We start from the raw sequence: 25,197 nt of genomic DNA on the forward strand, positions 1-25,197 counted from the left end.
ATTGGCTAAGGTTTCCACTCTAAACCAAGCTTAAGCTCCGACTCAGAGAGCCGGGTAAAGAAGGCGACATCGGGGGTGAGCGCATAGGAAAGCGAGAAGGTGGGGCTCGGGTTCGGAGAAAGATCGGTCGAGAACTCAAACTGCAGCCCGTCCTGGCGGTAACTGGCGTAAAACCGCGACCCGGCCTTGAGGTCGAGCCGGTAGGCCAGGAAGAGTTCCGGGGTCACGTACTTCCCCACCGTAAACGTCGTGGCCTCAAACCCCCCGCCGTTGAAGACCGAGGTTTCGATCTGCAAGAGGTCGAGGCCCAGCGAGCGGGCGAGTTCCTTTTCCAGCTGGCCGATGAGGAGATTCTTGACCGCCACGTCCGCAGCCTGCTGGGCAACCTCGCCCTCGCCAAGCCCGAGGAGGAGTTTCGCCGATTCTTCCTGGGGCAGGATCTTGCAGGCCTCCAGGGTCCGCACCGGCTGGCGAGCGAGGCAAGGGTCGAAGGCCAGGCGCAGCGTCTGCCCTTCTCGTACGAAGTGCCCTTCGGCCACCAGGTAGAGCGGCCCCTTGGGGGTCTCGGTCCTGGCCCGGACGTAGATGCGGGGATAGAGACCGAGTTCGGGGAAGAACTCGGCCCAGCCCTCGAGCAAGGTAAAGCGCCGGCTGAGCAGCAAAAAGCTCCCGCTCAACGCCATCGCCCGGCCGCTCAAGTAGGGGTCATCGAGGGGCCCGCTCAAGAAGACCTCACCCGCAAGCTCACCTTGAGCCAGCGCTTCGTTGACCACGATCCCGCCCCGCGAATAAAGCCTCAGACCATCGAAAACGATGCGCGACCCCTTGGCAGCCCTTTTCGACCGGGGCAGGCGGCTTTCGGGAACCGAAAGGACCGCGCGCAAGACCTCGACCTCGCCGTCCACGTGGTAACGGCCGTCGCTCGCCAGGCGCATCCGCACCTGGCTCCGGGCCTCGCCGGAAGCCAGGTAATACTCGGGATACTCAAGCGGCAAAAGGCCCTCGAGGCGAAGATCCAGCGGACTGAGCACGCCCTCGAGCCTGGCCTTCCCCGCTCGCACCAAAAGACGCGTCGAGGGGTAGCGAAACTCCGCCGTCACCCGATCGATCGGGGCCAAAAGCGGCGCGTCGAGATCGCCCGTGAGCGTAAGGCGAAAGGCCCGCCAGCGGCCCTGGCCCCAAAGCTCAAAGCGGCTGGTGACCGGCGAGCGCACCCGGCCGCTGCCGCGAAGCCGGAGATCACCCGGCTGGTCCTGGTCGAGGGTGAATTCGAGTTCACCCTCCACCCCTTCAACCGAATAAGCGAGTTTGCCTTTGAGCCCGAGGGCCTGCCCGGCCAGCCTGGCATCGAGGTCGCCCCGAACCTCGATGCGGTAGGGTTTGAGCGCCGGGAAGATCCTCAGGAAAGGGGAGAAATCGGTGTCTCGAAAAACGAGCCGCAAGTCGCCTCCCTGACCGGGCCGCCAGCTGCCGGCGCCCCGCCAGGTCCCGGCCCCCTCGAGGTCGAGCGATCGCAAGCGCAAGGTCCCCCGGTCATAAACCAGGGCCAGGGTTCCGGTGAGCGTGCCCTTCGGGGTCCCAAGGCGCAGACGCTCGGCGGCAAGGTCGAGGCTCAGCCGGGCCGGGTCGTTGAGGGGTAGGCTGACCTTAAAAGCACCGGTCATTCGGGCGCTGAAGTCGAGCTCGCCAAGCCCCAGGGCCAGCGGCAGATCGAGGGGGAAGTCATTGGCCTCGGCCTGGAGGAATACCCGGCCCTTTTGGATCCGGTAATCCGCGCGCAACGTTCCCCAAACCACCGTGCCGCTCGGAGGCGCCTGGCCCTCGAGGCGAACCAGGAGTGAGAAGGGGTACCCCTCGCCGACCTTTCCCAAATTTTCCGCCCCGAACTGGAAGAGGCCCGTTCCGTCCTGGAAGATTCCGCCCCCGCTCAGGCGGCCCCGAAGCTGGGGGAGATACCGGTGAACCCAGGGTACGCGCGCCAGGTCCAGCCCCTGAACCCACAGTTCGAGCCGCGAAAGCGAAAACCCCGAGAGCGTCGCTCGCGCCGAGGCCGCACCGTACGGTCCACGCCAGTCGGCGTCGATCGCCGCTCCGGCCAGCGCCAGATCCAAGCGCCCACCCAGGAGCTCTAGGCCCTGGGTCTCCGCCTGCCCCTGCACGCCGCCGGCGCCGAGAGCGATGGCCCCGTGCCCGGCCTTCCCCGAAAGCCGCACCTCACCCGTCAGACCCTGGCCCTGACCGGCGAACGAAAGCTGGGCTGCCTCAAGGGTGAAGGTCCAGCGACCATCCAGCCCAACGGCCCCCGAAACCCGGCCCAGGCCCAACGGAAGGCCCGGGAACCCGAGCACCCGTCCCGCGATCGCAACCTCTCGGCCATTCCCTTTGAACAAGAGGCTGTAGCCCGGGCCGCCGATTCGCAGCTCGCCGGCCACCCGCCCCGCCTGGTACCGGAGCCCCGGGCGTCCGGCGACCTCGAGCGAAACCACCAGCGGCTTCAGACCAATTCGGACGACCACGTCGCGCCAGGCCAGGCGCAGGGTGCGGCCCTGACCGAGAACCTCAACCCCCTCGACGCTGGCCTTTCCGGAAAAGAGAGCCTTCGCGATGTCAAGGCGCAGCCCGCCCCAAGAAAGCGCCCGAAGCCCTGGTTCAAGCGAGAGCGGCCGGCCGAGAACTTGCCCGGAAAACCCGCCCCCAGCTCGAGGCGCAATCTCGCCGTAGGGGAAACGCAGTCGCCCGCTCACCCGCCCCGCCTGCCAGGCCAAGGTCCCGGACACATCGCCCTCGGCCTGAAGGCGAACACCCGCGGGGTCATACGCAAATTCAAAACGCCCCTGGTAGGGTCCGGCCGCCCACCGAAAGCGCCCCTCGAGGTCGCGCCACCGACCGAAAGCCACTCCGGAAAGCCGAAGCCACCCCACGTCCAACGAGTCGAGCTGGAGGGAAAATGCCCCAGCATCGGCACGGAGCCATAGCCCCGGGCCTTTGACGGTGATCACGTCCCCGAGGCCGCGAAGGTCGTAGTCATGACCGCCCAAGCGCCAGCTTCCCAAAAGCCAAACGCCAGGGAGGGTGCCCGAGGCCGCGAGTTCGCCGAGGCCGGCGGGTAGACCTCCCCGGTAAGACCAGGAGAGCTGGCGCTTGGCCAGGTCAATCGTTCCCCGCAAAGGCTCGAGCGGACCCTCGCCTTCCACGGCGAGGCGGCGCCCTTGCCCCCGCAACCGGATCCCGCCCAGGCCATCTCGGGCAAAGTGGAGCGCCCCGACAGCGCGAGCGTTCTTGAGATCGAGCCTGAGATTGCCGCTCCAGCTCCCGGTGCCCTCGAGGTCAAAGGTGCCGGCGGCGGGGTCGAGCCACCCGCTGAGCCGCCCGCCGAACCCGGCCAGGCTCAGACCAACCCCGCCGGAAAACCCCGCCCCTCTTTGCCAACGCACCACGCCCTTGATATTGCCGCTCGGGACATCGAGCGCCAGCCGGGCCTGTCGGGGCGAGGCCAGAAGTTCAAAACGGCCATCCAGCAAGCGCCCGTTGAGGCTGAGCGCCAGCTCCGCCGGGGCCAAACGGCCCTCGCCCGAAAACCAGGGGGAAGTGAGCTCTAAAGGGAGCTCCAAGGCCGCGATCGGCCCGCTCCCCCCGGCGCTGAGGCGCACGGGCAAGCCGAGGTAGGGGGAAAGGTCCCACGCATCGGCCCGCACCTCAAGCCGCTGGCCCCGGAGGCGAACGAAGAGCCCCGTGTCCTGGGCCACAAACCAGGGGTCGCCGTCGTAGCCGAAGCGGAAGACAAGGCTCCGGTCGCGTCCTTGGAGCCTGCCGCTCCCCTCAGCCAAAGGTCGCAGCAAATCGCCAGAAATCCTGAGCCGGGCCTCAAGATCGACCGTACCGAGCCGCCGGCGATAGGTCACGTCACCGCGTAGACCCAGGCCGCCGTCGAGACTGGCCTTGACGCTGGCCCCCAGCCAACGCCCTTCCAGCCGCAAGGGGCCCTCGCCCACGATCAAAAGCTGATCGCCCTGCCGGAACAAGCGCATCTGTCCGGAAAAAGCTCCGGACGCGTACCGCATCTCGCCCTCGAGGACCCCGCCCCCGACCACCTCACCCCGACCGCTGAGCCGGACCGTGGGGCCGTTCGTCAGGACCACCTTCATCGGTGCATCCCAGGTCAGGGAAAACTCGGGGCCATTCCCCGAAAGGCGGAGGGGGCCTGACTGGGGCAGGAACCGGTCGAGCTTGAAGGTCCCCTTGCCCCGATATCGCCCCCCTCGCCCGGAAAAAGCCAGCGACCCCGCCCCGTATTCGCCCCGGTAGGCCAGGGTGCCCTGGTAACGGGCGCCCTCGAGGCCAGCCTCGAGCGTCAACCCCAGGCCCCGGGCCGAAAGCGAAAGCCGTGGCGATCCCAGCGTCCCCCCGGCGCCGAGGTTCACCCTGAACCGGCCGGAATACCGGAGCGAACCGGAAAGCTCCGGCCAAAGGCCGAGCCGGCCCGAAAGAGCGCCGATCCCCTCCAACGCCACCCCCTCACCCAGGCGCAAACGGAAGCCTACATCCAGATCGGGGGACCACACCAGGGCCCCCGACCGGCCGATGGAAAGCCAGAGCGGCCGGTCAAAGACCAAGAGCCGCCCTGAGAGTCGCTTCCCCGGCCCGAGGCTGCCCGAAACCTCACCCCCGATGGGAATCCCGCTTCCCGCCAGCAGGCGCGACAGGTCAACATGCAGCGATTCGAGACGCCCACCCTCGATGCGCCCCTGGCCGCCGGGGAAGGTGAGGCTAAGCGTGGGGATGGGGTCGCCCCGCAACACCATCCGCGCCTCGCCCGAAGGCAGGCGAAGACCGAGTTCGCCGCGGTAAACGAGCCCCTCGCCCTCGAGCCACCCCTCAAGTGGTCCTGCCAGCGTCGGCCACGCCACCCGGGCCCGCCAGCGAAGGCCCTGCCCCTGGATTTTTATAGGGCCGTCGAGGCGCCACCTGAGGCCGTCGAGTTCGAGGCGCCAGGCCTCGGGGGAAAACCCCGGGATGCGGAGCGTCCCCTGGCCCCGAGCGCGTAGCCCAGCCCGGCCACCGCTGAGCTCGATCACCCCCTGAACGCCCGGGACCTTGGGGAAAAGGGCGAGGTCAAAGCCCTCCCGATCGAGCGAACCGGTGCCCTCGAGGTAGGAGCTCGAAACAACCAGGGTGAGGGAACGGGCGCCGACCGCCCGGAGCCGGCCCCAAGGGGTTCGAACGGTCAGGTCCCCGGAAAGGTCCCCGGAAAAGGCCAGGCTGCCCTCGAGGACGAGCGGCAAGCCCAGGGGCTTGAGCGAAAAACCGCTGGCCCAAAGCCGGTGACCGGCCTCGCTGCCAACGACTTCCAGCGCCCCGCCCGAACGGAAGCGGCCCCGGTATGCGTAACGCCGGCCCACCCCCTCGAAGGTCCCGGCCCCTTCGATTCCGGGCACAAGAAAGCGCCCCCGGTAGCCAAGGCGGAAAAGGTCGGCCGTGCCCTGGGCCTCGAGCGCGCCGATTCCCGGCAGCGTCACGCGGCCGAGGAAATCGAGCGCCTGCCATGGACCCGAGCCCGCGAGGTTGATCGCCCCGCCGCGTATGAAGATCTCCCCGCCCCGGAGATCGCCGCTTGAACGCACCTCGACCGCCTGGCCGAGAATCTCGGCCGGAAAAGCCAGTCGAAAACGGCCGCGGGCAAGGTCAATCTCACCGCGAGACCCGAACGACGCCCGGGCCCCGCTGAGGACAAAGGGGAGCTCGGGCACGCGCACCCCTCCAAGCGGCGGCAGGCGAACACGTCCCGCAATCGCAATCCGGGGAAAGAGCGTCCCTTCGGCTTCGATCCAGCCCGTACTCCGAACCCGGAGCGATTTCGAGAGCCCGGAAACGAACACCCGGAGCCAGGGAGACCCGAACTCGGCCCTTCCCCGAAATGCGCCTTCTTTATAGCCAAGATCCCCGGCAAACTCGACCGGTCCGTGTGAAAGCCTTCCCCAAAGGCGGAATTGGCCCTGACGGTATTCAAGGCTCAGCCCACCGCTATTGATGAGCACGCCCTTGGCATCGACGCGTCCGGCAAGTCCGAGACCGCCCCAGGGCGTGGCGAGCGACCCGGCGATGGTGCTCATTTCGCCGTGCAGCGTGCCCGCCAGGCGCACTTTGGGTCCGAAGAGCTGCCACCTTCCCGCCCAACCCTCGCCACCGTAGGTGACGTCTGCAGAAAACCGCAGGGGCAGCGGCAGCTCGAGGGGCACGTCGGAGACCCGCAAGCGAAACACCCGCGCCGAGTAGCTCGCCTCACCGTAGTCGCCGATACCGAAACGCCACTCCGACCCTGCCTGCTCTACCTCGATCGGGAAACGGGCATAGGGCGAGACGTAGGCGAGCGAGGCGGTGAGCGCCCCCCGCCAGCGACCGAACCCTTCGACTGTCCCCACCCGGAGCCGGAAGGGCTGAAGCACCAGCGCCAGGTCGCGCCAGGTGCCCTGGAGGCGCAAGGGGCCGAGCTGCCCCGAAAGCGAATCGCCTTCTCCCTCAATTGCACCGCTCAAGTCGAAAGGCTCGGAGAGCGGGAAGCTGACCGAGCTGGCCTTTGAAACCAGTTGCCAGCGACGCCCGTGTTGGGCGAAGGTCAAGCGTGCCTTTCCCGTAAGGGGACTCGGCAGGATGAGCTCACCGCTGCCCTGGCCCCGAGGCCCGCTTCCCGAAAGCTCAAGCCGGCTCCCACGGTCGTCCCGGTATGAAACCCGATACGATCCGCCCTGGATCTCGGTCAGGAGCTCGACATCCCGGTCGTAAAAGCGGCCCCAGAGACGACCCGAGAGCGTAAAACGCCCTCGGTAGGCAAAGTCCCCTCTTGCCTTAAGGCCATACCCCAAAAACTCCGGGGCTCCCTGAACACTGCCCTCGAGCACCGGCTGCCCCCAGCCGCCGCCCTGGATCTCGATCTGTGCCCGGCCACCGAGGGGCAGCGACCAGCCAAAGTGCGCGGCCAGGGCCCGCCACTCGGGCAGCGCGGAAACCTCCCAGGTTGTTTGCTGCTTGAAGACATCGACCGTCCCCGTCGCCGACACCGGCCCCCCGAGCCCCTGCCCCTCGAGGTCCCCTCGGAAAACCCCGGCCCGGTAGCGAATGCGCCCCCGAACCTCTGAAATCGGAAACCCGGCCACCCGCACCCTGCCCCCGAACACCTCGAAGCGGCCCGAAGGTTCCAGACCCTGCCAACGCCACGTCCCCTGCCAGCGGCCACCGTCGATCTCCGGATACCAGTAGCGAAACACGGCCAGATCCCCGGAAAGATCCAGCCTTGGCGCGGGAACGGCCTCGAAGCGCCCCTTAACCGTCCCGCTGGGGAGGATGAACCGGAGGTCGTAGGGCCCCTCACCGCTGATCCTGACCGTGAGCGGGGGCAGGGCGAGCGAGCGGTCCTCGTCGAGGACCACGCGAACATCTTTGAGCACGAGACCGGTCATGACCGGCCGAACGCCGGCCTGGCCAGCGGGCCCCTGACCGTCCAGCAAACGCTTCCACGAAACCCGGAGCTCGGCACCCTCCACACGCAGGCGAAGCGGGAGTTTTTTGGCCAGCAGACCCAGGAGGTTGTAGTCGATGCGGACCGAGTCGGCCTTGAGCCGAAAGTCGTCGCCCTCAAGGTCAACCCCGCGCAAGCGAAGTCCGAAAAGGGCGTACCCCGTGACCCCGCCCACGCGCCCCTCGAGGCCGAAGGCGGGCAGCGCCCGCAAAAGCCCCAAACGGACGAGCCACGGCCAGCCCGGAAGCGCCAGCAGAACGAGCAGGATCACTGGGAGGACTCGACGCACTCTACCCACTAGGCTAACCGGAGGTGGGTGGGATAGATTAGGGTCGGTGCGGCAGCGAATCGTCGTTCTCGTCAGCGGGCGCGTTCAAGGGGTCGGTTACCGGGCTTTCGTCAAAAACAAGGCCCAAATGCTGGGGCTTTCCGGATATGCCGAAAATCTACCCGACGGGCGCGTTGAGGTGGTCGCCGAGGGTGAGACCGAGGACCTCCAGCGCCTGATCGAGTTTTTAAAGATTGGACCGCGGCTTTCCCGCGTTGAGTCGGTCGAGGTGGTCTGGTCCGAGGCCGCGGGCCTGAGGGGGTTCCATGTCTACTGAAACCACGATCCACGTTCTCGATCAGGGCTTCGTCCGCCTGGTGGAGGTCATGGGTTCGGACGCGGCGATCGTGCAGGCCGCGCGCGTCTCCTACGGGCAGGGGACGAAGAGCGTCCGCGAGGACGCCGCGCTCATTGATTACCTCATGCGGCACCGGCACACCAGCCCCTTCGAGATGGTCGAGTTCAAATTCCACGTCCGGGCGCCCATCTTCGTCGCCCGGCAGTGGTTCCGTCACCGAACCGCCTCGGTCAACGAGCGCAGCCTGCGTTACTCGGAATCGGAAGAAGCCTTTTACCATCCCCAGGGCTGGCGGCGCCAGGCGAGGAACAATAAGCAGGGGAGCGAGGGCATCTTTGAAAACTCGGAGGCCGATGCGGCCCTCGAAGACGCCTATCGTTCAGCGTATGCCGCCTATCAGAAACTCCTTTCGCTCGGCGTCGCCCGAGAGGAAGCGCGAGTGGTCTTGCCGGTAGGCCTTTACACCGAGTTTTACTGGAAGCAGGATTTGCACAACCTCCTGCACTTCATCCAGCTGCGCCTCGATGCCCACGCCCAGTACGAAATACGCGTCTATGCGGGCGCCATTGCCGAGTTCGTCAAGCGCCACGTGCCGCTGGCCTGGCGGGCCTTCGAAGAACACGTGCTCCACGCCACCACCATCTCCCGCACCGAGCGGGAGATCCTACGCCAGCTTATCGATCGGGACCGCTATCGGTCGGCCCTTGCCGAAGCGGGCCTCGGCAAGGGCCGGATCCGGGAAGCGCTGACAAAGATCTTTCCCGATTCGGGCGAGGCCTAGGGGCAGCTACTCGGTGCTCACTTCCTGATCCTCCTGGCCTTTCAGCGGAACCAGCATGCGGAAATGGCGCCGGGGCTCAACCGCGAGCATCGCGATTTGATCGGCGCGGTCGTGGCGCTCGGCCTCGCGCAGCACTTCGACGTAGCGCCCGAGGAGCTCGCGGACATCGGCAACGCCCGCCTCATCGAGCGGCAACACCTCGACCCGGGCGCCCTTGGCCAGCCGGCGCCGGAACGCGGCCTCATCGAGGCCCATCTCCGGCCAGTACCGCAGGTAGACCCGCCCCCCCGTCATACCGCTCGCCATCCAGGGGCCTGGATCCCCGAGCACGACGACACGACCCCGGGTCATGTACTCGAAGGCGAAGCCCTTGAGGTTGGCCCGGGCCCCGAGATTCCCGAGTTCATCGGCCAGCGGCCGTTCCGGTTCCCCGGCGAGCACGACGTCGGCGCCCGAAAGGCGGATGCAGCAGCGGCTATCGGCATTCCCCTCGACGATGAAAAACCCCTGAATGGCGCCGTAGGCGAAGGACTTCCCGACCGACCCGTCGATGTAAGCGCCGTAGGGGTTCTTGCCCTTGAGAACGAGGATCTCGCCCCCGAAGGCGCTTTTTCCCACCCCGTCTTGGGCCCCACCCTCGACCACGATGCGAACCGGGTCAACGTTCATGGCCCCAAGGCCATTGCCGGCCACGCTCCCGGCGTCAAAGCGCAACTCCACTTCGGCGTCGAAGCCCCGCCCGTACAGACGACGGCGGGCGATCTCACCGGCGAGGTGGGCGCCCAGGGCGCGGTCGGCCGAACCCACCGAGCCTTCTTGGAACACGAGCTTGCGCTCACCGCGCTGGTAGGCCCCCATGATGACCCGGGTGATCGAGCGGGTCAGTTCGTTGAGGGGACGGCGCAACACCCGAGCGCCAGAGTCCTGGAGCCACGCCGGGGGTGAAACCGGCGCCATGAGGTAGCCAAGATCGAGCGCCTCGTGGCCGGCGAACTGCCGCAGCAGTTCGCTTTTCCCCACGAGTTCGGCGAGACTCCTCGCTCCGAGCGCGGCCACGTGCTCGCGCAAGCGCTCCCCCATGGAAGCGAAAAAGCGCACCAGGTGTTCGACCGCGGGCTCGAAGTCGCGGGGCACGAAGCGGCGGAGGCCGCGGGCCTTGGCCTCCTCGAGGCTCTCGATCTGGGTGGCGATCCCCACGTGGCAGGTGTTGTACTGGCAACCACGGCAGATGGTGCAACCGATGGCCACCATGGCCAGGGTGCCAAACCCGACCCGGTCGGCCCCGAGCAAAGCCATTCGCAGCACGTCGTAGGCGGTCTTCAAGCCCCCGTCGGCCCAGATCTCGACCCGATCCCGGAGCCCGGCGCGCACCAGGGCGCGGTGGGCCCGCCTGACGCCGAGCTCGACCGGCAGCCCGGCGTATTTGAGGGCGTGCTCCCGGGCCGCCCCGGTCCCGCCTTCAAACCCAGAGAGCGCGATAATATCGGCCCCCGCCTTGGCGATGCCCACGGCGATGGTACCGATTCCGGGAATGACCGGCACCTTGACCGACACCTTGGCCTCGGGGTTGACGGTCTTGAGTTCTTCCACCAGCTGGGCGAGATCCTCGATGGAATAGAGGTCGTGGTTGTTGGAAGGGCTGATCAAATCGACCCCGGGGACCGAGTTCCTGGCCGCGGCCACCTTCTCGGTCACCTTTTTCCCGGGAAGGTGACCCCCTTCGCCCGGCTTGGCCCCCTGGCCGATCTTGATCTCGATCACCGCGGCGGAGTTGAGCATGAGGGCGTGAACCCCAAAACGCCCGGAAGCGACCTGCTGACCGCGCCAGCGGGAAAAGCGCCCCAGCATGTCCGGGATCTCGCCGCCCTCGCCGTTCATGGCGACGATGTTGAGTAAACGCGCCGCTTCGGCGTAAGCGCGGAAGGCGGTCTCCCCTTGCGAGCCAAAGCTCATGGCGCTGATCACGAACGGCAGCGAATGGCCGCCCACCGAGAGGTCGACCTCCTCGGGTCGGACCTCGCTGGTTTCAGGGAAGCGGACCTCGAGCAGATGCCGGGCCGCCACCGGAGCCTCGCGCTCAAGCGCCCGCACCTTTTCCTCATAATCCTCGAAGCGGGCCTGGCCCATGGCGACCTGTTGCGCTGCCTTATAGATCCGGGGGTTGAAGCGGAAGTCGCGCGGGGGTTTGGGACGTTCTTGGGAGAGGTAGTCGACCCTGGCCAGGAGGGTCCGTTCCAAATCGAGCAGATCGTAGCCGGCGTCTTCTCCGGCAAAAAAGTTGCGCACGCCGAAACGCTCGGCAAGCGACGGGGCAAGGCCGATGGCGGAGAAGATCCGCCCGTAGCCGCGCAGCTCGTGGATGCCCATCGTGCTCATGACCTTCTCCATGCCCTTTTGCAGACCCTGGAGCAGGTTTGCAAGGCCGGCCTGCCCGCCGCGCCCCAGCGCCTCCTCCTGCATGAGCCAGGGCACCACCACTTCCGCGCCGAGCCCCAGCGCCAGCATGACGTCGTGGAGGTTGCGAAGCCCCCCCGAACGCAGGGCGATCGAGACCTTCCGGCGCAGGGCCACGCCGTCGGCATCGCGAACCTCGCTGAGCCTGCGGTTGACCTCGGCCAGCGCCAGATGGATGTCGATCCAGACCCCTTGCGCGAAGGCCTCGCGGTCGTCGATGACCAGGAGCTCGGCGCCTTGGCGAACCGCGGCTTCCGCCTCGTCGGCGAGGCGCTTCAGCCCGGCCTCGAGCCCTTCCTCGACGCTAAAGCTCGCCTGGATCACGGCATGCGGGAAGATGTCGAGGAGCGCCTCATAGGTCAGCGTTCCCCGGCCGCGGGCGAGATCCCAGGCCTCGGGGAAGGAGGCATCAAGGACCACCGGCATCAACAGCTCGACCAAGCGACCGCCACCCCGACCGTCGGGGAGGGGACGGTGACCGACCACCACCCGGGTGGAGAAGTGCTCGACCTCGCGCTCCCGGTCCAGGGCAGGGTTGGTCACGACGGCGACGGTTTCCTTGAAAAATTCAGCCAGGTTGGGCTTTTCCGGATTGAGCGCCGCGAGCGGACCATCCCAGCCGAGGCTTCCCACCGGCTCGCTGGCGCCTTTGACCAAATGCCCGAGATAGGCCTCGTCCCAACGGTCCCAGCCAAAGGCACGCTTGAGCCCCATCGAGGGCCGGGCATAGACCGCCTCGACGCCTTTTTCCGACCCGCCGGAGAGCCGAGCCGGCGGCCGCCGCGGGCCCTCGAGGTGCCGCCTTACGCCTTCAGGGACCCGTGACTTGCGAAGGACGCGCTCCAAAACCAGACGCTGGTGGCGGTCATAGGGAAAGATACGGGTTCCCTCGTCCTCCAAACGAACGGTGATCTTCTCGCCCGGGGCCAAAGGGCGGGGCTCTTTTACGAACTCCTCGACGCTAAACACCCCCCGTTCGGAAGCGAACACGTATTCCCGGTCGGTCTCAACGAACCATAGCGGCCTCAGCCCCATGGCATCGGTAGCGAACACCGCTTCGCGCGCGTGCCGCACCACCAGGGCCGCCGGCCCTTGCGCCAGCGGACCGAGGCGCTGACGCAGGGCAACATAAAGGTCCTGCAGCGCCGGCGAGTAGTGCCGGATCTCCCCGACGATGGGCGGGAAAAGAAGGTCCATCGCCTCGGGCAGCGAGAGGCGGTAGCGGAAAATGAGCGCCGCGAGCAGCCGGTCCAGGTCCTGGGAGTCGGAGCCCCCGCTGGCAGGCACATCCAGCCACCGCATCTCTGACCTGAGCCGCTCGATGGTGTTGATCTCGCCGTTGTGCGCGAGCAACCCGAAGGGCTGGACCTGGGCAAACGTCGAACGGGTATTGGTGGAGTAGCGGTTGTGACCGAGCGTCACCCGCGACTTGAAATCCGAGCGCGCGAGCTCGGGATAATAGCGCTTCAAAATCTCCGCCGACCCGCGCGCTTTATAGACCACGGTGTGGGTGGAAAGGGAAACCACGTGAACGGGAAAGCGGGCCTCGAGCCTCAGCCCGAGCTCCCAAAGCGGCCCATCGCCGCCTTCCGACAACCCCACGACCTGGTAGAAAATCGGTTCGGTGCGCCTGCCCACCGGTCCGAGCACACGGGGGTTGGTCTCCCCCCGGCGCTCGTGCAGGAGACGGACCCCAACCTTGACGCCCTCGAGGCGAAGGTGGTCCATGATCTCCGGAATCCGGGAAGCCTCTTCCTTGGGAATGAAGAAGTGACCCACGAAAAAGCGCGGGTTCAGGGCGAACGAGGGATCGAGACCGGCCGCATCCAGCCGTGCCGCCCAGAGCTCGCGGGGGATGTCGGTTTGCAACCCGGTGCCATCGCCCTCACCGAGCACCGCCCCCGCCCGGTGAGCCATGCGATAGAGGGCGTCGATCGCCCTGAGGACGTTGCGGTGCGTGGCCCGTCCATCCTTTTCAACAATCGCCACGATCCCGCAGGCATCGTGGTCGTTTTGGATCTGTTGCTGGATTTTCGTCTGCATCCCACCTCCTGAAAAAGGAAAGATATACGACAAGTTTTGAGCATTATACAAACCTGTCGAGGGCAGTGTCAATGTGCGTTTTTTCCCAATAATTGCGCCCAGGTTCGCTTGACACCCCAAAAGGCCCGTCGCTAAGATGCGGGTGTACTACGCCTACGTAGGGAGGTTGCTGTGGAAACGTTACGCGTATCCGGTAAGTCTAGGCCCAACTCTGTCGCCGGCGCGATCGCGGCGCTGCTGCGTTCGCAAGGAGAAGTTGAAGTCCAGGCCATCGGCCCAGCCGCGGTCAACCAAGCCGTCAAGGCCATCGCCATCGCCCGGGGCTACATCACCCCAGACAACCTCGACCTCTATGTCAAACCCGCCTTCGTCAAACTCGAGCTCGAAAACGAAGAGCGAACCGCGCTCCGCTTTACGATCAAGGCCCAGCCACTCAACCCATGACGCCGAGCCCAATGATTTCGTGGCTTCCAGTTCGCTGGAGGCCACAGATTTAGTCTGGTAAGGGGGGAGTGAGATGTTCTTTTTTGGACCGTATACCTGGCTCATCCTACTGGTCTTCGCCGCCAGCCTGATCATTCAGGGTTGGCTTTCCCGAACCTACGCCACCTACAGTAAGCGGATGAATTCCAAGGCCCTCTCCGGAGCTGAGGTTGCCCGCATGCTCCTCGACAGCGAAGGCCTCACCCGAGTTCGGGTGGAGCCGGTCCCCGGTGTGCTGACCGACCACTATGACCCGCTCAAAAAGGCGGTCCGGCTCTCCGAGCCCAACTTCGCTGAGCGGAGCGTGGCGGCGCTGGCGGTGGCCGCCCACGAAACCGGCCATGCCATCCAGGACGCGAGGCGTTACACCTGGCTGGTGGTGCGCCACCAGATGCTGCCGGCGGCCCAGCTGGGCTCCAACCTCGGCCCCTGGCTCTTTTTCATCGGCCTGATCATCGGCGCCTTCGGGCTGGCCAAGATCGGTCTCTACCTCTTCACCGCCGCCGCCATCTTCCACCTGGTCACCCTGCCGGTCGAGATCGACGCCAGCCGCAGGGCGCTTAGGAAACTGAGGGAGCTCAACCTGCTGGAAAGGGACGAACTCGCAGCCGCGCGCAAGGTGCTCACCGCGGCGGCCTTCACCTACGTGGCGGCCCTGGCCATGAGCCTGGCTTACCTCCTCCAGTACGCTGCCATTTTGGGGAGCGTGCGCGAAGAATGACCCGCGGCCCCGTCGGCGCTACCCCGGCGCGGGTCCTCGCCCATCGCGTTTTGGTCCTCGTCGACCGCGACCGTCGATACCTTCAACCCACCCTTGATTGGGCGCTCACCCGGCGCCAGCTGGCGCCGGGTGAGCGCGCGTTCGCCGCCCGCCTCGCATACGGTGCCTTGCAGAGGAAAGCCTACCTCGACCACGTCCTCGCCCCCCTCCTTCGCGCGCCCAAAAAGCTGCCCCTCGAGGCCCGCTGGGCGCTCCGGGCCGGCGCTTACGAAAAGCTCTTTTTAAAGAGTCCCGACTACGCCACCGTGAGCCAGTGGGTCGAGATCGCAAAAACCAGCGGAAAGGGCTTTGGCGGACTCGTGAACGCAGTCCTGCGTCGCGTCGAGCGGCTCCCGGCCCCGCCCTGGATCGAGGCCTCGATTCCCAGGTTCCTCTACGAACGCTGGGCGCGCTTCTTTCAAAGCACGACTTTCATCAGCGCCTTCAACGAACCCGCCCCGCTGTGGGTGGCGGCCTTCCCCGGGGCCAAAGAACGTCTTTCCGCGCAAGGGATCGAGTGGACCCCGGGGCCACTTCCCGGAACCCTCGCCATTCAGGGCATCGGCCTGCGCGACATCGATGCCTACCGTCTGGGCCTGATCCAGCCGCAAAATCCCGCCTCGCTCTTCGCCACCACCCTGCTCGGGGCCGGCCCGGGGGACCGCGTGCTCGATCTCGCCGGTGGGGCCGGGATCAAGGCCGCCTGGCTGGCCGCCAGGGGGGCCCGGGTCACGAGCTATGACCGCGACCCAAATCGCCAGCAATCGGGGGCGGAGAACCTGCGCCGCCTGGGCCTCGAGGTCACGATGAAGACCCGGGATCTGCGGGAACCGCTGGATGAAAAGGCGCCGCTTGTCCTCCTCGACGCCCCGTGCACCGGCACCGGCACGCTGCGCCATCACCCGGAAATCCGCTACCGCCTCGAGCCCAACGCCATCGCCCGGGCGGCAAAACTCCAGGAAAGGCTGCTCGAAACCGCGGCCGCGGCCACGCTTCCCGGCGGCGTTTTGGTCTACACCGTCTGCAGCCTGACCGAAGAAGAGGGCGAGGCGCAGATCGGGAACTTCCTCGAACGCCACCCCGAATTCCACGCCGAGCCGATCGAAACCCCCTTTCGCGAACTCCGACGGAAACTCGGCGTCTACGTCAGCCCCGAAGGCGGCCTCGACGGCTTTTACTACGCCAAGCTGCGAAAGCGTCCCTCGTCTTAAGCAACCGCCTGCGTGCGTTCCCACATACCGATGCGAGATTGGTTCGCGCTGGCCTTTTTCCTCGCCGGCCCCGCCGTGGCGAGAGCCACGGCGGGGTACTTAGCTTCGCTCGAGCCGCCAGCGCGGCCCTTCCGGGGTATCCTCCACCACCACGCCCAGGGCGCGGAGCCGATCCCTCACCCGGTCGGCCAGGGCGAAATCTTTCCGGCGCCTGGCCTCTTCCCGCAGCGAGAGGATGAGGTCGATCAGACCCGAGAGCAAGGGGCCCTCGAGGTGAACCTCCAGGCTCCGTTCGGGAAAGAGGCCCAAAACCCCTTCCCCGAGCTCATCGAACGCCTTTGCCACCTCGCTCAGCGTCTCCCGCCCCACCGTTTTTCCAGCGAGCGCCTGCCGCAGCGGCGAGAGGAAGCGGAAAAAGGCGGCGAGTGCCTCGGGGGTCCCCAGATCATCGTTCATTGCCGCAGCGAAGGCCTCCCGCAACTCGGCCAGGGCGGCCTCGAGCTCGGCGTCGCGGCCCGGGGGCGCCCCCTCCAGGCGCTCCCGGACCTCCCTGTAGGCATCCAGCAGCCGGAAGTAGCCACGTCGCGCGGCCGCAAGCCCCTCTTCGGTGAAGTCGGTCACCGAGCGGTAGTGGCTCTGGAGGAGGTAAAAACGCACCACCAGGGGGTCGACACGCTGGAAGAGCTGGCGCAGGGTGATGAAGTTCCCCGCCGACTTCGACATCTTCTCGCCGCCGAGCAAAACGTGGTTGTTGTGCACCCAGTAACGGGCAAAGGCGTAGCCCGCGGCTTCGGCTTGGGCAATCTCGGCCTCGTGGTGGGGAAACTGCAGATCAATGCCCCCGCCGTGGATATCGAAGCCCTCCCCGAGGTACTTCAGGCTCATGACCGTGCACTCGAGGTGCCACCCCGGGTAGCCCTCGCCCCACGGGCTTGGCCATCGCATCAAGTGCCCGGCCTCGGCCCGCTTCCAAAGCGCCCAGTCGCGCGGGTCCTCCTTTTCCGAGCGGACCTCGACCCGCGCCCCGGCCACCTGGCTCTCCAGCCGACGCCCCGAGAGCTTGCCGTAGTCGGGGAAGCGGCTGGCGCGAAAATAGACCGACCCCTCCCGGGTATAGGCGTACCCCCGATCCAGCAGAACCTTGGTCAGCTCAATCTGCTCCACAATGTGGCCGGTGGCCCGGGGGGTAATGTCGGGCCGCAGGACGTTCAGGGCCTGCATGTCCTCGAAATAACGCCAGAAATACTTGTCGGCCACCTCCATCGGCTCGAGCCGCTCCAGCTTGGCCCGGCGCTGGATCTTGTCCTCGCCTTCGTCGGCGTCGTCGGTCAGGTGGCCGACATCGGTGACGTTGGAAACGTAGCGCACCCGGAAGCCGAGATGCATCAACCATCGCCTGAGGACGTCGAAGGCCACAGCGCTCTTGGCGTGCCCGAGGTGGGCGTCGGAATACACGGTCGGCCCGCAGACGTAAATCCCGACGTGACCGGGGACCTTAGGCTCAAACGCCTCCTTTTTTCGCGTCAGGGTGTTGTAGAGAAAAAAACCTTTCGACACCAGACCCTCCTCCAGCGCTCCTACCGCCAGGGTCTTCGGGCGAGGCGCTAAACGGCCTCGGCCCGATCTTTAAGCCCCCGCAAGAACATCTCCGCGTTCTCCTGCATCAGCTTTTGCACCAACTTGCGGAGCAATCCGCCAAAGAGCGGAAGGTTGAGCTCGTACTCGATCTCCAGTCGAACCCGGGCCCCGTCGCCCTCGGGTAAGAAGAACCAGCGGCCTTCATATTTATCGAAGTCGCCTTCGGGCGAGTAAAAGCGGTTCTTGAGCCCCTCGTCATCCCACTCTTCGACCTCGATCCAGCGCACGCGCTTGCCCATGGCCACGGCGACCCACTCGCTTTTGGTCCGAGAAGGCTCGGATTCGAGCACCTTCAACGTCTCGACATCCTTGAGGTAAGGTTTCAAGCCCTCGAGGTCCTTGGCCAGACGGTAGACCTCGGCCGGGGGCTTTGGAACGACCACTTCGGCAACGACCTTTGGCATGGTTTGGTTTTACTCCTCCCCTTCTTCACTTTGCAAGCGATCATACGCTTCGATGGCGGTGTGGAGCGAATAGCCCCGCCCTTGCAGGAATCGAATCGCCCGGGCCCGGTGACCGAGCATCCGCCGACGCCGGCTTTGGAGCAACCGCAAAGCAGCTTCCACATCCTCCTCGTCGCCCACCACCGAAGCGATGATCGCGGCGTCGACGCCGCGTTCCCTGAGCCGCCGGCGCATCTTGTGCGGGCCCCAGCGTGCCCGGTGGCTCCGCACGAAGGCTTCGGCCAGCGCCCGGTCATCAAGGTAGCCCCAGTCTTTCAGCCGCGTAAGGGCCGATTCCACTTCCGACGCCGCATGCCCGCGGAGCTTTTCCCGCAACTCCCATTCGGTGTAGGCGCGCCTTGAGAGCAGCGTCAGGGCACGCTTTAAGGCATCTCCCACGCTTGATAGACTAACCCCCGTGCGCGTCTTCGCCATCGCCGACCCCCACCTCTCGAGCCAGGACCCAAAACCCATGACCGTCTTCGGCGAACGCTGGGCGGGTCACCCCGAGGTGTTCTTCGAGCGATGGCGGGCGACCGTCGGCCCTGAGGATCTGGTGGTCGTCCCCGGCGACATCTCCTGGGCCATGAAGCTCGAGGCTGCCATGCCCGATCTCCTCGCCATCGCCGAGCTCCCGGGCAAAAAAGTCATTCTGCGGGGCAACCACGATTACTGGTGGTCTTCGATCAGCCGCCTCCGCCAGGCCCTCCCGGAAGGGATGTGGGCGATCCAAAACGACGCGATCGCCATCAACGGCGTGGCGGTGGCGGGTACGCGGGGCTGGGTCACCCCGCACGACAAGGACTTCACCGAAAACGACCACAAGATCTACCGGCGGGAGATCGAGCGGCTCAAACTCTCCCTCTCCAAACTCAGAGGTCTTTCCTACCGGCGCCTCGTCCTCGCCTTCCACTACCCGCCGTTCGGACCTGGAGGCGAACCCACGGGTTTCACCGATCTGATTGAAAAAACCCGTCCCGATGCCGTGGTCTACGGCCACCTGCACGGCGCCGATCCGGCAAAGCTCCCGCAAAGCTGGAACGGCACCCCGCTCTACCTGGTTGCCGCCGACGCCATCCAGTTTAGACCGCAACTGATTTTCTCCTTATAGCGAGCAGGAAAAACGAAAAGCCGCGCATCTCGCGCGGCTTTTTGGCGGAGGGGGCGGGATTCGAACCCGCGGTACCCGTAAGGGTACACCGGTTTTCGAGACCGGCCCGTTCAACCGCTCCGGCACCCCTCCGAGCGCAAACGGGCGAAAAACCCGGAGAGAAGTTTAGCACCTTCGCGCTCCAAACGTCCAGCCCGGACCTCGAACACCCTGGGCAGGCGATAGACGCTGAAAGCCCCCGCCTTCAAGTTCTCGACCGCGTAATGAAGGCGCCGGATACCCGCCTCGCGCAGCGCCCCGTAGCACATCGGGCAGGGCTCGAGGCTCACGTAGAGTTCGGCTCCCGGCAAGACCTTCTCCCCCACCCGGGCCATGGCCCGCTTGAGGGCGATCAGCTCGGCGTGGGCGGTGGCATCCCCCGTGCGCTCGACCTCGTTGCCCGCCGCACCCAAAACCCGACCGTCGCGCACCACGAGCGCGCCTACCGGCACCTCCCCGGCCGCGGCCGAAGCCCTGGCCAGCTCGATCGCCCGGCGCATCCAGCGCTGGGCCTCGGGCTCCGGCACCAGCCCCCGGACCCAGGCGACCTCAGAACCCCGGCAGGCCAGATCCCAGCGCTGCCGCAGTTCCGGAGGAACCCCGTGGGCACGGAAGACCTCCTCAAGCTTTTGGCCGTCGGCCAGGCGCAGTCGCTTCGCGTAGGCACACGGGGAAAGGCCGGCGGGCCGACCCTGGCCCGAGGCCCGGGGGGCAGCCGGCAGAGTCGGGATGAGGAACAGGGTGCCCAGGTAACGGCGGGCGATCGTCCCCCGGGCGATCATCCGTTTCTGCCCCCCAAGTGCGGCCTCGAGCGCCGCCACCCAGCGGGCCTCGGGGCGCAGTCCGGCGGATTCCAGGAACAGGCGCAGCGCCCGCCGCCGCAAGGCCTCAGGAGCCAGGATCAAAGGGGTCACCCGTACCGCGGGGACGCCAAAGCGCGAGTCGGCGAGGAGTATGCGCCGGGCCTCATCTTCAAAAAAGGGCTCTTCTTCCTGGCGGATGCGGGCATAGCGACCTAGGGCGGACACCGCCCGGGGGAAACGGGCCTCGAGGCGGGGCAGGATTTCGTGGCGGAGGTAGGCCCGATCGCGCGAGGTGTCCCGGTTGGTGGGGTCCTCGCGCCAGGGAATCCCCTTTTCCCGCAAGTAAGCACGCAACGCCTGACGGCGCACGCCGATGAGGGGCCGGGCGATCCGGCCCTGGCGCGCGTGAATACCGAGACCGCGGGCGGTTCCGGTTAGGAGCTGAAAGAGCACCGTTTCCGCCTGGTCGTCGGCGGTGTGCGCGGTGAGCACGCAGGTCGCGCCGTGTGCCTTGGCCACCCTCGACAAGAAGGCATACCGAATTTCTCGGGCGACGGCCTCGAGGTTCTCCCCCCGCGCCCGGGCAATTCGCCCCACATCCACCCGCTCGACCACGACCGGGAACCCGAGCCGCGCCCCCAAGTCCTCGACGAACTCGGCATCCTGGCGCGAGTCCTCGCGGAGGGCGTGGTCGAGATGGGCAAGAACCGCGTCCCGCCCCACCGCCCGCACCAAGACCGCGAGCGCCACCGAGTCCCCACCGCCTGAGACCGCGACCACGACCCTGCCCTCGGGGCAGAGCCGGGATAGCTCGCGACGAAACCTCGTCTCCACTACCGGTAGGATATACCGGTGGAATTTGACTTCGAGGCGCTGCCCTATCTCACACCAGACATCCCCGGGACCGGAAGCCAGATTCGGACCCGCCCGGAGGAGTTCGTCGTCGAAGAGGTGCCGGCCTATCTCCCCTCGGGCCAGGGGGAACACCTCTATCTCTGGGTGGAAAAGGTCGGTTTGACCACGCGGGCCCTCGTCGACCGCCTCATCGCCCTCGGCATCCCTGAAAAGGCCATCGGGGTTGCCGGGCTCAAGGACAAACGCGCCCTCACCCGGCAATGGATCAGCATTCCCCGGAGCTACGAGACCGTGGTGACCGCTTTTGACGAGAGCAAGGGCGTTCGGGTTCTCAAAGTTGATCTGCACAAAAACAAGCTCCGTACCGGTCACCTGAGGGGCAACCGCTTCTCGGTCCTGGTCCGGGATGCCGACCCCGAACGGGTCCGCGAGGTTTTGACGCGGCTGTCTCGCCTTGGCATGCCGAACTATTACGGTCCGCAACGCTTTGGCCTTGCGGGCAAGAACCCCGAGCGGGGCCTCGAGCTGATCCGCAAGGGGAAGGGGCGGGGTTCGGTGTGGCTCAAACGCTTTCTCATCGGGAGCGTCCAAAGCCTGCTCTTTAACGCCTACCTCGCGGAAAGACTCGCCCGGGGCATCTACGACCGGGTCATCCTGGGCGACGTGGCCAAGAAACACGCCACCGGCGGCGAGTTCTTGGTCGAAGACCCCGAACGGGAAAACCCAAGGGCCCGGGCGCTCGAAATCAGCGCCACCGGCCCCCTCTTTGGCAAAAAGTACTTCGAGGCTGCCGGGGACGCCCGGGCACTCGAGGACGAGATCTTAGCGCGGTTCGACCTCACCCGGGCGCACTTTCGCGCCCGCCGCGGAGCCCGGCGTCCGATCCGGGTGCCGCTTTCTGATTTAGAGGTGATTCCCGCGCCCGAAGGAACCTGGATCCGCTTCTTCCTCCCCAAAGGCGCCTACGCGACCAGCCTGCTGCGCGAGATCATGAAGCGGGATCCCGAATCGAGCGTCCCGAAAGAACCAGCGGGATTGATGCCACAGGGGGATTTCCTCTAGAGCGACCATGATCCCGAGCCTAAGGACAAAACCATCGCCTTAGAATGGCCTTATGGTGAGGTTGAAGTCCCCCAGTCCGAACTGGTACCGCCTTCTGATCCTCAGCTTTGCGATCGGCATCGTCGCGGGGCTGGGCGCGCTGCTCTTTAACTGGATGCTCGACGTCGGGCACCAAACCTTCCTGGAAAACCTCGCCCGTTACCGGCCGCCGAGCGAAGCCTCACCCCAGCCGCCGGAGCTCAGCCCGACCTCGAGGCTGCTCATCCCGCTCGTGACCGCACTCGGGGGACTCTTGGCCGGGCTCTTGGTCTTCACCCTGGCGCCCGAGGCAGAAGGCCACGGCACCGACGCGGTTATCAAGGCCTACCACGAGGAAGGTGGCAAGATCCGGAGCCGGGTCCCGCTGGTGAAGACCATCGCCTCGGCCATTACCCTTGGATCGGGCGGCTCCGGCGGCCGCGAGGGACCGATCGCCCAGATCGGCGCCGGATTGGCCTCGATCACCTCACAAGCGCTACGCCTGGGAGACGACGAGCGGAGAATACTGGTCATGGCCGGCGCTGCCGGCGGCATCGGCGCCGTCTTCCACGCCCCCCTCGGGGGCGCGCTTTTTGCCTCCGAAGTGCTCTATTCCAAGCTCGATTCCGAAAGCGACGTACTGGTTCCCGCGATCATCTCAGCGGTGACCGCCTATTCCGTGGTCGGCTACGTCAACGAGTTCGGCTCGCTCTTTAACATCCAGGCCGACTTCTTCAGTCAGCCCATCATCCTCCCCCTCTACCTCGGCCTGGCGGGGATCTCCGCAATCGCGGCCTGGGCCTTCGTCAAGCTCTTCTACGGTACCCAGGCCTGGTTTCGGGAAAGGCGGATGCCGGCCTACCTCAAGCCGGCCTTGGGCGGCCTGCTCGCCGGGCTGATCGGCGCCCTCCTCCCCCAGGTTCTCTCCGGAGGCTACGGGTGGCTGCAGATGGTCTTCGAAAACCGCCTGCCTTTTCTCATCCTGATCCTCATGGCCCTGGGCAAGATGGTCGCGACCTCGCTCACCATCGGCTCGGGCGGCTCGGGCGGCGTGTTCGGCCCCAGCGTCTTCACCGGCGCCGCGATCGGTGGGGCTTACGGTCAGCTCATGGCCTGGCTCTTCCCCGGCCTCGGCGTGAGCCCGGTGGACTTCGCGCTGGTGGGCATGGCCAGCTTCTTCGCCGCGGCGGCGAAAACCCCCCTTTCCTCGATCGTCATGGTTACCGAGATGACGGGAAGCTACGGGCTTTTGGTCCCGCTCATGCTCGCAAGCTTCACCGCGTTTATCCTGGTGCACACCCACACCACGCTCTACCGCTCCCAGGTGCCCGAGCGAATCGACAGCCCCGTCCACGCCCACCGCTACATCCGCCTGGCTCTGGCGAGCCTCTCAGAGCGCGGCCTGCCCATCCCCAAGGATGTTCCTCTGCCCCAGCTGGCCCGGTTGCTCGAAACCGGCCAGCCGATCCCCCTCGACGCCGAAGGACGCGAGATGGCCTTCATGCTCCATCTGGGAGAAGGGCACCCCTGGGCCGGGAAACGGATCGTCGACCTGGGATTGCCACCGCACGTACTGGTGATCTCGGTTCTGCGGGGCGGCGAAAACCGGGCCATCGTGCCCCGGGGCCATACCCAGCTCCAATCCGGTGATACCCTGATCCTCGTCGGCCCGCCCGAAGCGCCGACCGATGTGGCCAGGATGCTGGGGGAACGCGGCCTTTCAGAGAGCGAATAGCCGCTTTACTTCAATCGATCGAGACAGCGGTCCAGGGCCGGATCATCCTCGGCGACACACGGCGGAGCCAGGCCCATACGCTCGCTCAGCACCTTGGCCACGGCCACGCCTACGCCCCGCGCCACGACGGGGGCTTCGGAAAGGTTCAGCATCGTCATCATGCCCACCAGAAACTCGGCGGCCTCCTCGGGCGAAAGGCGATCTCCCCCGGTCCGCCCGTGACCGGGCAGATCGGGGAGGATAAAGCGAAAGCCGGCCGGCAGTCTGGCCGGCCACCGGCTCGCTTCATCCGCAACCAGAACGACGGGCCGGCCCCGGCCGATATCGTCGTAGACAACGTGCGTGCCGTACAGGTAGAGGTAAGGCATGCGGACCCCCTTTACCGAGGGGCTTCGGGATCAAAGCGCAAAATGCCCTTTGCAGCCGCTTCTTCCTCCTGCCATTCAGGCGGTCCGGCTACGAAGGCATCGGCACGGCTGATGAAGCCCCGAAGCATGGCGCTGGCCTCGCCCGGGTTTTCCCAGGGTGAAAAATGCCCGGCGCCATCGACCGTGACCAGCATGCCCCTTTGCTCAGGCACCCATTCGGTGACCTCGTGTCCGTAGCGCATCGGGGTCAAGGCGTCTTCGGCCCCGACCACAACAAGGGTCGGTACCGAAAGCGCGCGGATCCACTTCCGTTCGTCCCTCAAGGCCAGGAGTCCACCCAGCCAGTCTCCAAGCGCGAGGTTTCGCAGGCCATCGGCCCAGATCGAAAGCTGAGCCTGACCCCGATCCAACAGGAGCGAGCCAAAAAGCCAGGGTTTGGCGACCGCGACGAAGGCCTCGTGCCCGCCGAGCCGCAAAGCAGTCTGCATGGCGGTAAGGCGGGCCCGCAAAGCACCATCGACGCGGAAAAAGGGCGAAAACAGGACCAGGCTTTTGGCCTCGACCTCCGGCGCCAGGCGTACCGCCGCCAAGCAGGCCTCCGAAAAGGCCACCAGATGCGCCCCGGATGGGATCTGGTCCCGCCAGGCTTCGAACTGGCGCCCGGGTTCGGCCTGACGTGGCGCCTCGAAGTGTTCGAGCCCCTCCAGCCCCTGGGCCAGCGGCGAAAAGCCGGAGGGCGGTGAGAGGTATCCGGGGAGGTAAACGACCGTTTCCACGGTCCCATGGTGGCATAGAATTCCCATATGCAAAGCGTGGATCCGTCACTTTTGCCCCACCAAGGCCTGGCCAAGACCCTGGGCATCGAGTTCGTCGAGTTCGGAAAGGAAAAGGTCGTCGCCCGCATGCCCGTGACCCCCGGCCACCACCAACCCTTCGGCTATCTCCACGGCGGGGCCAGCGCCGCGCTGGCCGAGCACGCCGCGAGCACCGGCGCCCAGCTCTTTTGTCCCCCCGGCTACGCCGCCTTTGGCCTGGAGATCAATATCAACCACGTACGCAAGAAACAGTCCGGTGAGGTGTTCGCGACCGCCATCCCCAAACACATCGGGCGGAGCACCCAGGTGTGGACCATCGAGATCACCGACGAATCGGGCCGGCTCATCGCCCTGGGCCGCTGCACCATGGCGGTGGTCCCGCTTGACAGCGCTCCAAGGAACGAATAGCTTTTGGCTATGACGACCACGCGCCAGGGGG

17 protein-coding genes and 1 tRNA gene are annotated in these 25,197 nt (G+C 66.3%); 9 read left to right on the forward strand and 9 right to left on the reverse strand.

Features of this window, described 5'->3' with window-relative positions:
- Positions 1-5: 5 nt before the first annotated feature.
- Positions 6-7,802 (reverse strand): translocation/assembly module TamB domain-containing protein, encoded by a 7,797-nt coding sequence (locus ACZ5BT_RS11540; RefSeq protein ID WP_464884731.1) that lies wholly within the window; start codon positions 7,800-7,802, stop codon positions 6-8.
- A 46-nt stretch (positions 7,803-7,848) separates the two neighbouring features.
- Between ACZ5BT_RS11540 and ACZ5BT_RS11545 the strand changes: the two genes are divergently transcribed.
- The gene (locus tag ACZ5BT_RS11545) at positions 7,849-8,118 is read left to right on the forward strand and encodes an acylphosphatase (RefSeq protein WP_464884732.1); all 270 of its coding nucleotides are present in this window, start codon (positions 7,849-7,851) and stop codon (positions 8,116-8,118) included.
- Entirely contained in the window at positions 8,108-8,920 is an 813-nt protein-coding gene (gene thyX, locus ACZ5BT_RS11550; RefSeq protein ID WP_464884733.1) for an FAD-dependent thymidylate synthase, read from the forward strand. Before ACZ5BT_RS11545 ends, thyX begins: the two co-directional genes overlap by 11 nt.
- A gap of 6 nt (positions 8,921-8,926) precedes the next feature.
- Here thyX and ACZ5BT_RS11555 read toward each other — a convergent pair whose 3' ends face one another.
- Positions 8,927-13,417 carry a glutamate synthase-related protein gene (locus tag ACZ5BT_RS11555; protein WP_464884734.1) on the reverse strand — a complete coding sequence of 1,497 codons (4,491 nt, stop codon included), beginning with the start codon at positions 13,415-13,417 and terminating at the stop codon, positions 8,927-8,929.
- Positions 13,418-13,588: 171 nt separating this feature from the next.
- Here ACZ5BT_RS11555 and ACZ5BT_RS11560 point away from each other — a divergent pair, with 171 nt between their 5' ends.
- The 3 genes from ACZ5BT_RS11560 to ACZ5BT_RS11570 all read left to right on the forward strand — a co-directional run bounded on the left by ACZ5BT_RS11560 (position 13,589) and on the right by ACZ5BT_RS11570 (position 15,871).
- Positions 13,589-13,861: a stage V sporulation protein S gene (locus ACZ5BT_RS11560; protein ID WP_464884735.1), complete on the forward strand. Its 273-nt coding sequence runs from the start codon at positions 13,589-13,591 to the stop codon at positions 13,859-13,861.
- 73 nt (positions 13,862-13,934) lie between these two features.
- The gene (locus ACZ5BT_RS11565; RefSeq protein WP_464884736.1) at positions 13,935-14,621 is read left to right on the forward strand and encodes a zinc metallopeptidase; all 687 of its coding nucleotides are present in this window, start codon (positions 13,935-13,937) and stop codon (positions 14,619-14,621) included.
- On the forward strand, positions 14,618-15,871 hold the full coding sequence (locus ACZ5BT_RS11570; RefSeq protein WP_464884737.1) for an RsmB/NOP family class I SAM-dependent RNA methyltransferase: 1,254 nt from the start codon (positions 14,618-14,620) through the stop codon (positions 15,869-15,871). The genes ACZ5BT_RS11565 and ACZ5BT_RS11570 overlap by 4 nt, the downstream gene beginning before the upstream one ends.
- Before the next feature lie 99 nt (positions 15,872-15,970).
- Here the strand turns inward: ACZ5BT_RS11570 and cysS are convergent, their stop codons facing one another.
- The 3 genes from cysS to ACZ5BT_RS11585 are packed head-to-tail and all read right to left on the reverse strand — an operon-like array spanning position 15,971 to position 18,387.
- Positions 15,971-17,428 carry a cysteine--tRNA ligase gene (gene cysS, locus ACZ5BT_RS11575; RefSeq protein ID WP_464884738.1) on the reverse strand — a complete coding sequence of 486 codons (1,458 nt, stop codon included), beginning with the start codon at positions 17,426-17,428 and terminating at the stop codon, positions 15,971-15,973.
- A 47-nt stretch (positions 17,429-17,475) separates the two neighbouring features.
- Entirely contained in the window at positions 17,476-17,913 is a 438-nt protein-coding gene (locus ACZ5BT_RS11580) for a type II toxin-antitoxin system RatA family toxin (RefSeq protein WP_464884739.1), read from the reverse strand.
- A gap of 9 nt (positions 17,914-17,922) precedes the next feature.
- Complete coding sequence (locus ACZ5BT_RS11585; RefSeq protein WP_464884740.1) at positions 17,923-18,387, reverse strand: regulatory protein RecX; 465 nt, start codon at positions 18,385-18,387, stop codon at positions 17,923-17,925.
- Here ACZ5BT_RS11585 and ACZ5BT_RS11590 point away from each other — a divergent pair.
- Positions 18,371-19,063 (forward strand): metallophosphoesterase, encoded by a 693-nt coding sequence (locus ACZ5BT_RS11590; protein ID WP_464884741.1) that lies wholly within the window; start codon positions 18,371-18,373, stop codon positions 19,061-19,063. The genes ACZ5BT_RS11585 and ACZ5BT_RS11590 overlap by 17 nt on opposite strands.
- Before the next feature lie 42 nt (positions 19,064-19,105).
- Here ACZ5BT_RS11590 and ACZ5BT_RS11595 read toward each other — a convergent pair.
- Positions 19,106-19,195: transfer RNA gene (locus ACZ5BT_RS11595), tRNA-Ser, on the reverse strand.
- Entirely contained in the window at positions 19,174-20,739 is a 1,566-nt protein-coding gene (tilS, locus tag ACZ5BT_RS11600) for a tRNA lysidine(34) synthetase TilS (RefSeq protein WP_464884742.1), read from the reverse strand. The genes ACZ5BT_RS11595 and tilS overlap by 22 nt, the downstream gene beginning before the upstream one ends.
- Before the next feature lie 12 nt (positions 20,740-20,751).
- Between tilS and truD the strand changes: the two genes are divergently transcribed.
- Entirely contained in the window at positions 20,752-21,822 is a 1,071-nt protein-coding gene (gene truD, locus ACZ5BT_RS11605; protein ID WP_464885831.1) for a tRNA pseudouridine(13) synthase TruD, read from the forward strand.
- 52 nt (positions 21,823-21,874) lie between these two features.
- Positions 21,875-23,575, forward strand: coding sequence for a chloride channel protein (locus ACZ5BT_RS11610; protein ID WP_464884743.1), 1,701 nt, complete (start codon positions 21,875-21,877; stop codon positions 23,573-23,575).
- Between the two features lie 5 nt (positions 23,576-23,580).
- On the opposite strand, the gene ACZ5BT_RS11615 is transcribed toward ACZ5BT_RS11610, so the two are convergent.
- The gene (locus tag ACZ5BT_RS11615) at positions 23,581-23,943 is read right to left on the reverse strand and encodes an alpha/beta fold hydrolase (protein WP_464884744.1); all 363 of its coding nucleotides are present in this window, start codon (positions 23,941-23,943) and stop codon (positions 23,581-23,583) included.
- Between the two features lie 11 nt (positions 23,944-23,954).
- Positions 23,955-24,719, reverse strand: coding sequence for an alpha/beta fold hydrolase (locus ACZ5BT_RS11620; RefSeq protein ID WP_464884745.1), 765 nt, complete (start codon positions 24,717-24,719; stop codon positions 23,955-23,957).
- 27 nt (positions 24,720-24,746) lie between these two features.
- Here ACZ5BT_RS11620 and ACZ5BT_RS11625 point away from each other — a divergent pair, with 27 nt between their 5' ends.
- A complete protein-coding gene (locus ACZ5BT_RS11625; protein ID WP_464884746.1) occupies positions 24,747-25,166 on the forward strand; it encodes a PaaI family thioesterase in 420 nt (139 codons plus the stop codon).
- Positions 25,167-25,197: the final 31 nt, after the last annotated feature.

The organism is Vulcanithermus mediatlanticus, from assembly GCF_055385885.1.

Bases quoted from the DNA above. Each gene is read 5' to 3' on its own strand.
- thyX (WP_464884733.1), top strand. From the start codon at position 8,108: ATGTCTACTGAAACCACGATCCACGTTCTCGATCAGGGCTTCGTCCGC.
- ACZ5BT_RS11555 (WP_464884734.1), bottom strand. From the start codon at position 13,417: ATGCAGACGAAAATCCAGCAACAGATCCAAAACGACCACGATGCCTGC.
- ACZ5BT_RS11565 (WP_464884736.1), top strand. From the start codon at position 13,935: ATGTTCTTTTTTGGACCGTATACCTGGCTCATCCTACTGGTCTTCGCC.
- ACZ5BT_RS11570 (WP_464884737.1), top strand. From the start codon at position 14,618: ATGACCCGCGGCCCCGTCGGCGCTACCCCGGCGCGGGTCCTCGCCCAT.
- ACZ5BT_RS11580 (WP_464884739.1), bottom strand. From the start codon at position 17,913: ATGCCAAAGGTCGTTGCCGAAGTGGTCGTTCCAAAGCCCCCGGCCGAG.
- ACZ5BT_RS11585 (WP_464884740.1), bottom strand. From the start codon at position 18,387: ATGGCGAAGACGCGCACGGGGGTTAGTCTATCAAGCGTGGGAGATGCC.
- ACZ5BT_RS11610 (WP_464884743.1), top strand. From the start codon at position 21,875: ATGGTGAGGTTGAAGTCCCCCAGTCCGAACTGGTACCGCCTTCTGATC.
- ACZ5BT_RS11615 (WP_464884744.1), bottom strand. From the start codon at position 23,943: ATGCCTTACCTCTACCTGTACGGCACGCACGTTGTCTACGACGATATC.
- ACZ5BT_RS11625 (WP_464884746.1), top strand. From the start codon at position 24,747: ATGCAAAGCGTGGATCCGTCACTTTTGCCCCACCAAGGCCTGGCCAAG.